The following is a 12,100-nucleotide window of genomic DNA, read 5'->3' as shown; positions in this document are numbered from 1 at the left end:
GCGGAGTCGCCACAAATACGGTGCATATTTCCGCGTGCCATCGAGCCATCGGGAATTCTGGCACGCCCCGGCTTAGGTCCAATACCCGCGATCACGCATGCCATCGGCCAGAAGGTCCGCCCGGTCGGTCATTACACCGTCCACACCCAGGTCGAACAGGGCATGCATTTGTGCAGGCTCGTTGATGGTCCAGACGTGGACCTTCAGGCCTAACGCGTGCGCCCGGGCCACGGATCGGCGCGTAACCAGGTGGAAGGACTTGTAGCGCAAGGGCAGCTGCAGACAATCGACATCGCGCAGAATCCGACCCAGCAGCGTTTTGGGCAGCCACGGACCCAGCAGCGCGAAGGCGGCGGTCGAGGTCCTTCCGGCGGAGCTGGCAGTGGGTCGTGAAAGCCTTCGCAGTACCGCCCGACGGCGTTTGTCGGAGAACGATGCGACGCAGATGCGGCTGTGAAGGCCATATTCCTCTATCGCAGCCACCAACGGCTCCACCGAGGCAACATCCTTGACGTCCAGGTTGATCCGCACGCCCGGCAGCGCCGTGACCAGCTCGGTCAAACGCGGAATGCTTTCCCGTCCATCGATCCGAACCTGCGCCAGCTGGGCCGCTGTCAGCGCGGCAATCTCCCCATGGCCATCGGTCACACGGTCAAGCCGCGCGTCGTGGAATACCAGCAGCACGCCGTCCGCGCTCGTGTGGAGGTCGGTCTCCACGTAGGTAAAGCCAAGGTCGACGGCGGCACGGAAGGCAGCGATCGAGTTCTCCAAGCCGTCGCGTGAATAGCCGCGGTGCGCGATCGCGACCGGTACCGGCGAATCCAGATAGGTCAAGGGGAGCTACAACCCGGCGAGCCGGGCCTCCAGAATCTGGGCAACGCCGTCGTCGTCCAATTGCGGTGCCCGCAAGTTTGCCGCAGCCAGCGCCTCCCCGTGGCCGCTGGCCATGGCGTATCCGGCGCCGGCCCAACACAGCATCTCAATATCGTTGGGCATGTCCCCGAAGGCCACCACGTCCTTGGCGTCGATCCCCAGGGATGCAGCGAACTGCGCTAGGGTAACCGCCTTATTAATGCCGTGCGGACCCATCTCGAGCAATGCAGTGGTAGGTGCGGAGTGAGTCACGGACATCAACTGCCCCACGGCAGGCCGGATCAGGGCCATAAATTCATCAGCGCTGCCCTCTCGGGTCGTGGCCAGGAACTTCACCACGCCGCAGTCCTCCTCGATCGAATCCTCCAACGGTCCAGGGAATGTGTCCCCGAGCAGCTCCACCGACCCCGGCTGCAGGAAACCGGCTTCCAGATGGAAGCCGCCCAGCGTTTCCGCGGCGAAACAGGCAGCCGGAACCAGCTTCCGAATGATGGCGCGCGCCTCAAGCATGGTCCGCCGCGGAACCAGGTGAGAGGAAATGACCTGCTCCCGGGCCAAGTCATACAGCACGGCTCCGTTGGAACAGATCACGGCGCCCTCGTGGCCTATCTGGTGGCGCAGCGGGTCCAGCCACCGCGGCGGACGACCGGTAACAAACACTATTTCTATGCCGGCAGCCTGCGCGGCATCAAACGCGGCCACGGTGCGCGCACTGATCTTCCCATTCCGTCCCAGAATAGTTCCGTCCACGTCACTGGCGATTAACCGCATTGGTCTAGGCTAGCGTCCCGGGGCGACGGACCGATGCGGGAGGAAGATTCCGAGCGGCGCAGCCGAAGGCCAAATCAGTCCGTTGCACCCCGACAGCCCACCGCGTGGCCGGCGCCACGAGCACGCAGGATCGAGCGCCAAAACCGGGCCATCGGCTGGTGTCAGCGACCGAATGTGCCGGTAATCCGGGCCCGGGCCAGGGTATGGGTGAAAAGATTGAATCCCAGGACCGCAGGGGTGGCATCGGCTGGAATATCAAGGCTTTCCACGCCTACGGCGTGCACCGTCACCATGTAGCGGTGCTCGTGATGCCCAGGCGGCGGCGCGGCACCCATGAAGCCGGGAAAGCCGCCGTCGTTCTTAAGCTGCTGGGTGCCATCGGGCATCCCGGATGCATCATGACCACCCGCGCCGGCGGCCAGCGAGGTCACCGAGACTGGGATATTAAATGCCGCCCAATGCCAGAATCCGCTCGCTGTGGGCGCATCCGGATCGTACATTGTCACTGCGAAACTCTTAGTCTCCGGCGGGAAGCCGCTCCAGGAAAGCTGCGGGGAAACGTCCTGGCCCTCGGCACCAGCGTTGCGCTGCGCTGCCGGGAGCTCCCCACCATCCTTGAACGATTCGCTGCTGACGCTGAAGTCCGGAACTGCGGGGAGGTCGTCGTACGGGTCATGTAAGGGCATCTGTGGTCTTCTTCCTGTTCTCTCAACGCTGGAACTTAGTTGTCCCGGGACTGGTTTTGCTGGGGTAGGGACTGCTGCAATTGGTGCTGCTGCCGGGAATGCTGGGACTGGTGCTGAAGCTGGAGATCCGCACGCCGGGGCGGGTCGGCGCCGGCCCGGGAGACCGTAACGGCCGCGGCCGCCGCGGCGTATCGAAGTATCTCAGTGAGGTCCCCGGCGCTCAGCGACCTGAGCGCTTCGCGGCGCTGCGCACCATCAAGTTCCCGGTCCACCAGCGTGGAAAGCAATGCGGCCATAAAGGAATCGCCGGCCCCCACCGTGTCCACGACCTCCGCCGGCGGTACCTTGGTGTGCGTTTCCCCCGCCGCATTGACAGCCCACGGTCCGTCCGCGCCCATGGTGACGACGACGACGGCGGGCCCATCGGCGGCGCCGCCAATGCGCAGCCAGTTGCGGGCCGCCTGCAGCGGATCCAAGGCCGGGTAGAGCCAGCGCAGGTCCTCATCGGAGGCCTTCACCACATCCGCCAGCCGGACGAACTGCTCGGCCTGGTTGCGGGCGTAGTCCACATCGGCCACGATGGTCGGGCGGCAGTTGGGATCATAGGCAATCGTGGCATGGGGACGGGCGACCAGCACCGCTTTAAACACCTGGCTGCAACCAGGCTGGAGCATGCTGGCGATCGATCCGGTGTGAAGCAATGTGGTGGCCTGCAGCAGGCCGCGGTGCGTTCCGTTCGGCTCGGGATCGAAGCCGGGCAGTTCCCAGTCAAGATCGAAGTCGTAGCTGGCCGCGTGGTCGGCTCCCAATGACGCCCGGGCGACGCTGGTGGTCCCAAAGACCCGGGCCAGGGGCACCAGCACGGAATTGCCGTGCAGGTGCGCCGAAATCAGCGTGCCATACGGATCCTGACCTATGCGGCCCAGGAACTGCACGGCATGCCCCAGCCGGGCAAGTCCCACGGCCACGTTCATCGGGCTGCCGCCAACGTGGGTTTCAACGGCTCCGGACCCGCGCACCACTTCGTCAATCAGAGCCTCACCGATGACTGTCAGCATTGTCCCACCCTACGGTCCGGCTGCCGGATCGCTGCACTGCGGGAAAGGCTCACGTGAGAATCCTTGCCCAGAACCGCTGAACAGGCAAGGGCCGGAGCAGGCTATGACAGACACTTTTGAACGAGTTCGCGGCATACGGCGTAGGCGGCGCTCCGAACGTCGATCAGATCGAAGTGGTCCCCCGGCACCCGGACGAGTTCCGCCGTCGACCATCCGTCTCGGGACCCGCGCCCACCGTCTTCGCCCCTGGCGGCGGACCTCGCCGCCTTGTCCGCTTCGACATAGGCCTTGGACTGGCTGGGCGGGACGGTGATGTCCTGCGCCGCGTAGACGGCAGAGACCGGCACGCGCAGGGGAACCGCCTGCAGCGGATCGGCCATCCGGTAACGCTGTGGGTCCTTGGCCGGGGAGCCGCCCAAAAAATTCAGCACCGCTCCGTTGCTCAGGTTCAGCGCCATCGCCTGCCGCAGATCCAGCACGCCGGATTGGCTGACGACGGCGGTCAGCGGCACGCTGCCCGCGTTCCGGTCCGCGGCTCCCGGGGCTTCGGGAGGCAGCTGGCTTCGACCTCCCGCCCAGACCGCCAGTTGACCTCCAGCGGAGTGCCCCAATGCCACGACCTTGGACAGGTCCAGGCCATGTTCGGCTGCGGCATCGCCCAGTTTGTCGATGCCTGCCGCCACATCCTCAAAGGTCTCCGGCCAGCCTCCGCCATTACCGGCACGACGGTATTCCAGATTCCAGGCGACAATCCCGTGCGCAGCCAAATCCTGTGCCAGCGGCGCACCAAGGTCCGCCGCATACCCGGAGCGCCAATAGCCGCCGTGAATGACCACAGCGACGCCTTGGCAGCGCTGCCTGTCCGGCAGATACAGGTCGGCGTACTGGCTTGCATCCGGGCCGTAGGTATAGCGGTGCATCTGATTCAGCCTCCTGGCCGGTAGGAGTGATTCGGCGCATCCATTCAGGGACGACGATACCTCTGCACAAAATTCCGCAGGATCGCCCCGGGCTGGTCCACCGCCGCGGATCGGGCGGTGGCACGCACTTGTTCCACCTGGTCCGGCGGAAAGTAGCCTGCGTTCCGGTAGGCGTCAATGCGGGTCAAAAGTCCCGCGACGTCCAGCTCCGGATGAAATTGGGTGGCGTAGAGATTGTGTTTGATCCGGAACATCTGTACCGGGCAGGTGGCTGAAGAGGCCAGCAGGGTGGCGTGCGCTGGCAGCGCCGAGCAGGCCTCCTTATGCCCAACGAAAGCCTGGAATGCTCTGGGCAGCCCATGCAGCATCGGGTCCCGGACGCCGTCCTCCGTCAGTGTGATCTGAACCGGGCCGATGGGTTCGCCGAACAGCCGATCCACCCGGGCACCCTGGTGCGTTCCCAGCGTTCCAACGCCATAGCAGGCTCCGAGGAACGGAAAATCCTGCCGCACAATCTCATCCAGCAGGCCCGTTAGATACGCTTCCACCCGCAGCTGCACGGCGCTCTTCCCGTCGGCGGGATCGCTTGAGTTGAAGGGGCTCCCGCCGACGATAACACCGGAGAATTCGGCAAGGTCCAGTTCGGGCAGGGAACCCGCTTCAAGCCGGATCCGCACCAGCTCCCCCGCCGTCAGGGCACCGGCCCGCAGAAAAGCCAGGTATTCGTCGTCGGCCGCGGCCTCTTCTGCACGAGTGGCCAGCAGCAGGAACGGTTTCATCCTTAGAGCCTATCCAGTCGAAGCCTTCAGCTGCGGTGTTAGCGTAGGTACACCGCAGAGCACAGATCCGGAAAGGCAGCATGAGCAGTCATTGGGAAAGGCTGGACGAGCAGCTCCGCCCTGCCGTGGCCGCAAGCAGCGCCGAATACGATCGCCTCCGGCCGCATCTGGAATTTGTCACCCGTGAGGTGGAATCCAGCATCCGGGATATTTTTACTGATTCGGGAACCCATCCGCTCTTTGTCACCAGCCGCACGAAGTCCGTCGAATCGTTCCGCGAAAAGGCCTCCCGGATGGTCAAGGCCGTCCCGGGTGCGCTGCCTGCGCTGCAGTTTCCGGAACCGTTGCGCAACCTCACTGACATGGTCGGCGTGCGCGTCATTACCACCCTGCCCGGAGACAATGCGCAGGTGGCGAACCTGATCAAGCGCCAGCGCACGATCTTCGATTGCCGCGGTGATCGGGAAAAGGACATCGGTTCCATCGAGTCCGGCACCTACGGCTACTCCAGCCGGCACCTGATCCTGCGCACCATCCAGAACGACGTGGTCAAGGCCTTCCAGAAGATGGTGGATCCGGCGGGAAAGCCCAACGGCAGCTACTTCTTCGAATGCCAGATCCGCACCGTTTTTGCACACGCCTGGAGCGAAATCGAGCATGATATCCGCTTCAAGGCACAGGACCGGCGCGCCTGGAGCCCGTATTTTGACCGCCAGTTCACGGCCACCGCAGCAATGCTGGAGACGGTGGAATCGGCGTTTTCCGAGCTGCACGACCGCTATGAGACAGTCACCAGCTTCTGGGACAACGACGGCGAGGGGGCAGTGCCACTGACGCCGAACCGGATCAAGCAGGTCTGGCAGACTCTGCTGCCACACGTGGACCGCAAGTCCGACGACGATTGGGGCTGGGCCGCGGAGCTGCTGGCCGCCCATGGCCTCACCCGGACCATTGAACTGGTGGATCTGCTCCAGTCACAGACCATCAGCGCCGTCCGCAGGGCCCTCGATCACCGCTATTCGCCAGGGCCGGACCGGCTGCTCGATGACCTGCTGCTGTGGCGCTTTGGCACCGAACACATCGAGCTGACGGCGGAACCGCTCTCCGCGGACAGCAAACCCCGCCGGGAGAGCCTGCAGCGGCGCTTCCAGCAGATCAACCGGTACCGCCAAGCTGGGCGGGCGGAGGCGCAGGGCTGACGGAAACGGGCGACATATTTGCCCTCCCGCCGGTCACCTTTTGCCCGGCCGACGGGCGCCGATGCCACTATTGATGCATGCTTGAGGCAACTAAAACATCCCCTGAATCTCCACTGAGACCTGACGCGGACGCCCAAACCCGCACGGCACGCTGGGCCGTCACCGTCTTCCCCATCCTGGTCATTGTGGCAGGCGTCCTGGGTTTTTTGCTGCCGGGCGCCTTTAAGCCTGCGGCGCCGGCGGTCCCCTATCTGTTGGGCATCATCATGTTCTGCATGGGCCTGGCGCTGACCCTGCCGGACTTCTCATCGGTGGCGAAGCGCCCGTGGGCCGTCGGCTTGGGGCTGGTGGCGCACTACGTCATCATGCCGGGCGCCGGCTGGCTGATTGCCGTTGTTCTGCATCTGGAACCCGCCTGGCCGCCGGCGTCATTCTGGTGGGCTGCGCACCGAGTGGCACCGCGTCGAACGTGATGGCGTTCCTGGCCAAGGGCGACGTTGCGCTCTCGGTCGCCGTGTCCACGGTGTCCACGCTGATAGCTCCGCTGGTCACCCCGGCGCCGACCCTGTTCCTGGCCGGGTCATTTCTGCACGTCGACGCCGGCGCCATGGTGCTGGACATTGTCAAGACCGTCCTGGTGCCGGTTGTGGCCGGATTGCTGGCGCGGCTCTTCCTGCAGCGGTGGGTCCGCGCTGTACTGCCCGCCTTGCCGTGGATATCCGCCGTCGTGATCTCCGTGATTGTGGCCATTGTGGTGGCTGGAAGCGCATCGAAAATCCTCGCAGCCGGCGGCATCGTCTTCCTGGCCGTGGTCCTGCACAACGGATTCGGACTGGGCCTGGGTTACCTAGCGGGCAAGCTGGGACGCTTGGATGCCCGGGCCCGGCGTGCCCTCGCGTTTGAGGTGGGAATGCAGAACTCGGGTTTGGCTGCCACCCTGGCCACGGCACATTTTTCGCCGCTGGCCGCCCTCCCTTTGGCCGTCTTCTCCGTCTGGCACAACATCTCCGGAGCTGCCGTCGCGGCCTGGTTGGCACGTCGGCCGCTTGCAGAGAAGTAAGCACGCCAGTGCAGGAAAACCGGTTCTGTCAGCTGGGAGCACCGATGCCGCACTGTAGCCATCAGCGGGCGTTTGCCGGAACATGGGTTGCGGGAGCGTTGCCGTCCGCTTCGTTCCATCCGGCCGGCAGCACTACAGGAGGAATCCATGAACGACAGGCAGCAATCCAGGAACGGCTCCGACGAAGGTGTCCTGGGTAATTACCTTCACAGCCACATTGTGGCCGCGGCATCGGGTGTGCGGTTGTTTGAGCAGGCCACCAAGGTGTGGAAACACTCTTCGCACGCAAGTACGCTGGCTCGACTGACCCAGGAGGTGGATGCGGACAAGACCGACCTCGAGTCTTTGGCCGCCCGGCTGGGTTTGGCGATGCCGGCCGGAAAGCAGCCGCTTGCTTGGATCGGCGCGCAGCTCTCCAAGGTCAATCCGCTCAATCCGCTTCGCTCCCGGGGGAGCTTTAGCGGTCAACTCGAACTTGAAACGTTGGAGACAGCGGTGCAGGGCAAACGCCTGCTCTGGGAAACGCTGCTCCTGCTGGCCGCTGCGGACAGCAGGCTGGATGCCAGTGAGCTGGAAAGGCTGGACGGACGCGCGAAAGAACAGATCAGCGAGATCCATAAAATCCTGCTCAGCACTGTCCCCGAACGATTTCGGGAACAGGGACGCTAATCCGCGGTACGCTGATCGCCTCCGGCGGTGTCCTCCTGTCCCGACTCGGAGTCCGCGCCGGAATCTGTCCGGCCGGACAATGGATCGGCGGCGGGGTCGGGCTCCAATGAAGGATTCCACAGTGGATCGGCGCTGGGATCGTTGAACAGCACCTTGTCCTTGGCTCCATCTGGTCCCGCGGCGACCTGGTCCGGATCCAGGTGGGCCAGTGGATTCTCTTCCTCGGGCCCGGCGCCGGCCTGCCCTTCCGGACCGCCGCTGGCCTGCTGACCGGACGTGTCGCCCTGCTCATCCGACTCGTTTCCTGCATCTTCCATGTTTTTCGTGCTGTCCATGTTGTTCGTGCTGTCCATCGGTTCAGTTTCTCCTTCTCCCTGCGCCATGCCGTCACTTGCCTGGGACCGATCCACTGTCCCGTCGTCGTCGCCGGCCGTCCATTCCCGCCAACGTACCAGCGGACTGGAAAAGATGGAACGCCGGATGCATGAGCAGCCGTTTCCCGGCACTGCAGTCACGGTCTCGCTATGTCCCGCCGCGCAGGACTACTCTTGCCTCATGGATGCTGAAGAAGATGGCCGCGAAGAGGCAAATTCCGCGCCTTCCAAGCCCGGACCCGGGAGTGAGCGGACACAGGAGCGAGCCACCGGGGAGTCAGGCTCGGGCGGCGCCGAATGGCATGGCGATGCCGCACCGGCAGACAGCGGAAAGGCATTCGCGCGAACCGTGGACCGCCAACTCAACGAAGAGGCCGCTTCCCCCGCACAGAAGGGCGGAACCGCGGTGCAAAGCGACGAAGCCGGCAACGGCTCCGCCGGAATTGAGGCGGACCGGCAGCAGGAACCTGCTTTAGAGGAAGACGAGGCCAGCATCGTTAAACCGGACAACAGCTGACCGTGCACCGTCGTCCAATGGACCGCCTGGACAAAAGTGTCGGGCCCCCCGCGAGGACAGCCCCAACATACGTTGACCGCAATCCGCCAAACGGCCCAGGCGTTTTCGCAGGTCCATGGTGTATTCAAGGTGCAAGGTGTATTACTGAACCACCGAATAGGAGACGTCATGATCACCTCGGAAACACATAAAGCGCCAAGCGCTTCCAAACGCTGGCCCGCACGAATCATCGCCACCGGCACGGGAGCCGCCCTTATCGGCGCCGCAATTTTTGGCGTGACGTCCGCATCCGCTGCTACACGGGGACCCTCGGCACCCGCGTCGGGGACGCCGTCGTCGGCCGCCGCCGGAATCGGGGCTGCGGCAGCTGCAAAGGCAGGGGCCGGGGCAGGGGCAGGGTCCGCGGCAGCCAAGTCCTCCGCCAAGGCGGCGGGAAAACACGCCAAAAACGGCTACCTCCGGCATTTGGCACGTGAGCTCCGGGTTGAGGTTCAAGCTAAGGACAATTTCGGTGATCGCGCCCATGTTCTGGCCTTCGCTCTCATCTCGCACCCGCAGGCATTCGCCAAATTGCCCCAGAACCTGCAAGCGGATCTCAAGGCACTCGAGGCAGCAGCCGCACCCGATCGGGATTCAGCCGCACAAAAGATTAAGGACACCGCCCTGAATGGCGGCTACGGTGACAAGATCCAGAAACGGGCAAAGGCCATACTGGCTCGGATAGCCAAGGCACCGGCCCACCCCTAAGCCGGCGACTGCGGCTGGGGCAGTGGCTGCGGCTGCGGCTGCGGCTGCGGCTGCGGCTGCGGCTGCGGCTGCGGCTGCGGCTGCGAGCCAGCTTAAGGCCGCTCGCTCTTCGGCCCGCCGGTCCGGGTTGGCGACGGCCAGCTAACGGCAGTGGTTTCGGCGGCGGCCACGGCATGCGCCGGACGACCCAGTCGGGATGGCCACCAAATGACCGGACCCAGATCGTAGGCCAGCGCCGGAACCAGCAGCGAGCGCACGAGGATGGTATCCAGCAGCACGCCGAATGCCACGATGAAAGCGATCTGAACCAGGAAGAGGATGGGGATTATACCCAGCGCGGCGAAGGTGGCTGCCAGCACGACACCCGCTGAGGTAATCACGCCTCCAGTCACTCCCAGCCCGTGCAGGATTCCGGGCCGGGTACCTCGCCCGATGGATTCCTCCCGCACCCGGGTCATCAGGAAAATGTTGTAGTCCACACCCAGTGCCACGAGGAAAACGAACCCGAACAAGGGAACGGCTGCGTCGGCTCCGGGGAAGTGGAAAAGGTGATTGAAGACCAGGGCGGAGACGCCCAGCGAGGCCGCGTAGGAAAGCACCACACTGAGAATCAGCAGCACGGGCGCAACCACGGAGCGCAGCAGCAGCATCAGAATCACCAAGATCACCGCCAGCACCAGCGGGATGATCTTCAGCAAATCGCTTTGCGCCGTCGTGTTGGTGTCCAGCGCTATGGCGGTCACGCCGCCCACCAGTACTGAGGGGTCCGACGACGGCAGGGACTGACGCAGGTCCGTCACCACTTGTTCCGCTGCCGCGGAGTCCGCCTGGGCGCTGAGCGTGGCGTTGATCAGGACCTTGCCATCCCTGACCACTGCCGGTTTCGCAGATTTGGACCCGGCCGCGTCTGGGGCGGGCGCAGGTCGTCCACCGGAGGAATAGAGGGCCGCCGAAGTAATGCCGTCCTGGCCCTTGGCCGCGGCCAAAACTTGGGTCGCCTTGGCCTGGTCGGCAATAATGACCACGGGACTGCCGCTGCCGGCATCGAAATGCTGTGCCAGGGCCTTCTGTCCGTCCACCGCGTCGCTCTTCGCCAGGATGACATCGGACTGGGGGACGCCGTTGGCGTGCAGCTGCAAAACCCCGGCACTTGCGGCCAACAGGATCACCAGGGCCACAATCCAGGTCGCTCGGGGTCGGCGGGAAATCAGTGTACCGACTCCCCTCCAAAGACCGCTGATCCCCTGCAGTCCGCGCGGGGTGTCCAACTCAGATGCGCCGGCCCGGTGTTTGCTGCCAGGGCGTGCCGAGCCGACCTGCCCATTCGCCTGACCGGGAAGTGGGCGGAACGGCCAGAATGCCACCCGTCCAAAAACCACGAGGAGAGCGGGAAGGAAGGTCAGTGAGGAAAGCAGGGAAAAGACGATGCCGATGGCTGCAATCGGGCCCAGACTCCGGTTTGAATTCAGATCGGAGACCAGCAGGCACAACAGGGCAAGAATGACAGTGGTCCCGGAGGCCAGAATCGGCTCCCAGGCCGCCCGCATTGCCCGGCCCAATGCCGCCCATCTTGACTGCACCTGATGCAGTGCCTCCCGGTAGCGGGAAACCAGCAGCAGTGAGTAATCCGTCGCTGCACCGATGACCAGGATGCTCAGGATGCCCTGACTCTGGCCACTGAGTTTGATCCAGTCCCAGCTGGCAAAGGCGTAGACCAATAGAATCGCCGCGCTCAGCGCGAAGACCGAGGTCAGCAGGACCAGTATCGGCAGCACCAGTGATCGGTAGACCGCCAGCAAAATCACGAAGACAGCCACCAGTGCCACCAGCAGCAGCACGCCGTCGATCCCGCTAAACGAACTAACCAAGTCGGCGGTGAGCCCCGCCGGACCTGTCACATATGCGGTGTCGCCGGCCCTCAGGTTGTCCGCAACCACTGCCCGCAGATCCGCCACGACGGTTTTGATGTTGTTCGTATCCGCCACGGGAACAAGGAATTCGACAGCCTTCCGATCCGTGGAGGGAATAGGGCCCGCAACGACAGTGGCAGCGGGAGCCACCGGTTTCTCAACGCCCGCTACGGCACCCAGCTTCTTTTCCAACCCGGCATATCCGGCCAATGTGTCACGGGACATTTCACTATCCGAGGTCACCAGGACAATGGCGGGTATGGCACTGGAATCGAGGAATCTTTGCTGCCACTCGCGGGCCTCGGTGGACTCGGCACTGGCTGGCAGGAAACTCGCCTGGTCGTTGCTGGAAACTGCCGAAAGTTTGCCGAAGGTGGGCCCACCGAAGCTTGCGGCGCCGAGCCAGGCGATGATCAACACCAGAGGCAGCAGGATCCGCAGCCAGCGTTTGGGCATCCAGTCCTTGCCATTCATCGGGTCCACCGTTCCCTTTAGCTAAGATATAGAACATCTTTATCATGGAGATACTACAAGGAT

General features: G+C 64.1%; 12 protein-coding genes and 1 pseudogene. 5 read left to right on the top strand and 8 right to left on the bottom strand.

Features of this window, described 5'->3' with window-relative positions; translation table 11 throughout:
- Window positions 1-72: 72 nt before the first annotated feature.
- The 6 genes from IV498_RS01725 to IV498_RS01700 form a co-directional block, all read right to left on the bottom strand.
- Window positions 73-834: a glycerophosphodiester phosphodiesterase family protein gene (locus IV498_RS01725; protein ID WP_269044830.1), complete on the bottom strand. Its 762-nt coding sequence runs from the start codon at window positions 832-834 to the stop codon at window positions 73-75.
- Between the two features lie 6 nt (window positions 835-840).
- Complete coding sequence (locus IV498_RS01720) at window positions 841-1,644, bottom strand: HAD family hydrolase (RefSeq protein WP_269044829.1); 804 nt, start codon at window positions 1,642-1,644, stop codon at window positions 841-843.
- A 161-nt stretch (window positions 1,645-1,805) separates the two neighbouring features.
- Window positions 1,806-2,330: a YbhB/YbcL family Raf kinase inhibitor-like protein gene (locus tag IV498_RS01715; protein WP_269044828.1), complete on the bottom strand. Its 525-nt coding sequence runs from the start codon at window positions 2,328-2,330 to the stop codon at window positions 1,806-1,808.
- A gap of 35 nt (window positions 2,331-2,365) precedes the next feature.
- Window positions 2,366-3,388 (bottom strand): carbohydrate kinase family protein, encoded by a 1,023-nt coding sequence (locus IV498_RS01710; protein ID WP_269044827.1) that lies wholly within the window; start codon window positions 3,386-3,388, stop codon window positions 2,366-2,368.
- Window positions 3,389-3,489: 101 nt separating this feature from the next.
- A complete protein-coding gene (locus IV498_RS01705; protein WP_269044826.1) occupies window positions 3,490-4,308 on the bottom strand; it encodes an alpha/beta hydrolase in 819 nt (272 codons plus the stop codon).
- 44 nt (window positions 4,309-4,352) lie between these two features.
- Window positions 4,353-5,087, bottom strand: coding sequence for a glutamine amidotransferase (locus IV498_RS01700; protein WP_269044825.1), 735 nt, complete (start codon window positions 5,085-5,087; stop codon window positions 4,353-4,355).
- An 80-nt stretch (window positions 5,088-5,167) separates the two neighbouring features.
- On the opposite strand from IV498_RS01700, the gene IV498_RS01695 reads away from it, so the two are divergent.
- The 3 genes and pseudogenes from IV498_RS01695 (at window position 5,168) to IV498_RS01685 (ending at window position 8,015) form a co-directional block, all read left to right on the top strand.
- Window positions 5,168-6,286 carry a GTP pyrophosphokinase gene (locus IV498_RS01695; RefSeq protein ID WP_269044824.1) on the top strand — a complete coding sequence of 373 codons (1,119 nt, stop codon included), beginning with the start codon at window positions 5,168-5,170 and terminating at the stop codon, window positions 6,284-6,286.
- A gap of 77 nt (window positions 6,287-6,363) precedes the next feature.
- Window positions 6,364-7,346: pseudogene (locus tag IV498_RS01690) on the top strand (bile acid:sodium symporter family protein).
- Between the two features lie 147 nt (window positions 7,347-7,493).
- Window positions 7,494-8,015, top strand: coding sequence for a hypothetical protein (locus IV498_RS01685; RefSeq protein WP_269044823.1), 522 nt, complete (start codon window positions 7,494-7,496; stop codon window positions 8,013-8,015).
- Here IV498_RS01685 and IV498_RS01680 read toward each other — a convergent pair.
- Entirely contained in the window at window positions 8,012-8,368 is a 357-nt protein-coding gene (locus IV498_RS01680) for a hypothetical protein (RefSeq protein ID WP_269044822.1), read from the bottom strand. The genes IV498_RS01685 and IV498_RS01680 overlap by 4 nt on opposite strands.
- 127 nt (window positions 8,369-8,495) lie before the next feature.
- Here IV498_RS01680 and IV498_RS01675 point away from each other — a divergent pair, with 127 nt between their 5' ends.
- Both IV498_RS01675 and IV498_RS01670 read left to right on the top strand, forming a co-directional pair.
- A complete protein-coding gene (locus tag IV498_RS01675; RefSeq protein ID WP_269044821.1) occupies window positions 8,496-8,906 on the top strand; it encodes a hypothetical protein in 411 nt (136 codons plus the stop codon).
- Between the two features lie 168 nt (window positions 8,907-9,074).
- A complete protein-coding gene (locus tag IV498_RS01670) occupies window positions 9,075-9,653 on the top strand; it encodes a hypothetical protein (RefSeq protein WP_269044820.1) in 579 nt (192 codons plus the stop codon).
- A gap of 92 nt (window positions 9,654-9,745) precedes the next feature.
- Here the strand turns inward: IV498_RS01670 and IV498_RS01665 are convergent, their stop codons facing one another.
- Window positions 9,746-12,037, bottom strand: a complete 2,292-nt coding sequence (locus IV498_RS01665) for an MMPL family transporter (protein WP_269044892.1) — start codon at window positions 12,035-12,037, stop codon at window positions 9,746-9,748.
- Between the last annotated feature and the right edge of the window lie 63 nt (window positions 12,038-12,100).

The organism is Paenarthrobacter sp. Z7-10 (assembly GCF_026932795.1).
Classification (GTDB): Bacteria; Actinomycetota; Actinomycetes; order Actinomycetales; family Micrococcaceae; genus Arthrobacter_M.
Note: the sequence above shows the minus strand (reverse complement) of the source record. Positions and strands in the feature narration are given on the sequence as shown.

Bases quoted from the DNA above. Each gene is read 5' to 3' on its own strand.
- IV498_RS01720 (WP_269044829.1), bottom strand. From the start codon at position 1,644: ATGCGGTTAATCGCCAGTGACGTGGACGGAACTATTCTGGGACGGAAT.
- IV498_RS01700 (WP_269044825.1), bottom strand. From the start codon at position 5,087: ATGAAACCGTTCCTGCTGCTGGCCACTCGTGCAGAAGAGGCCGCGGCC.
- IV498_RS01665 (WP_269044892.1), bottom strand. From the start codon at position 12,037: ATGAATGGCAAGGACTGGATGCCCAAACGCTGGCTGCGGATCCTGCTG.
- IV498_RS01705 (WP_269044826.1), bottom strand. From the start codon at position 4,308: ATGCACCGCTATACCTACGGCCCGGATGCAAGCCAGTACGCCGACCTG.
- IV498_RS01710 (WP_269044827.1), bottom strand. From the start codon at position 3,388: ATGCTGACAGTCATCGGTGAGGCTCTGATTGACGAAGTGGTGCGCGGG.
- IV498_RS01685 (WP_269044823.1), top strand. From the start codon at position 7,494: ATGAACGACAGGCAGCAATCCAGGAACGGCTCCGACGAAGGTGTCCTG.
- IV498_RS01695 (WP_269044824.1), top strand. From the start codon at position 5,168: ATGAGCAGTCATTGGGAAAGGCTGGACGAGCAGCTCCGCCCTGCCGTG.
- IV498_RS01675 (WP_269044821.1), top strand. From the start codon at position 8,496: ATGCATGAGCAGCCGTTTCCCGGCACTGCAGTCACGGTCTCGCTATGT.
- IV498_RS01715 (WP_269044828.1), bottom strand. From the start codon at position 2,330: ATGCCCTTACATGACCCGTACGACGACCTCCCCGCAGTTCCGGACTTC.
- IV498_RS01680 (WP_269044822.1), bottom strand. From the start codon at position 8,368: ATGGACAGCACGAACAACATGGACAGCACGAAAAACATGGAAGATGCA.
- IV498_RS01670 (WP_269044820.1), top strand. From the start codon at position 9,075: ATGATCACCTCGGAAACACATAAAGCGCCAAGCGCTTCCAAACGCTGG.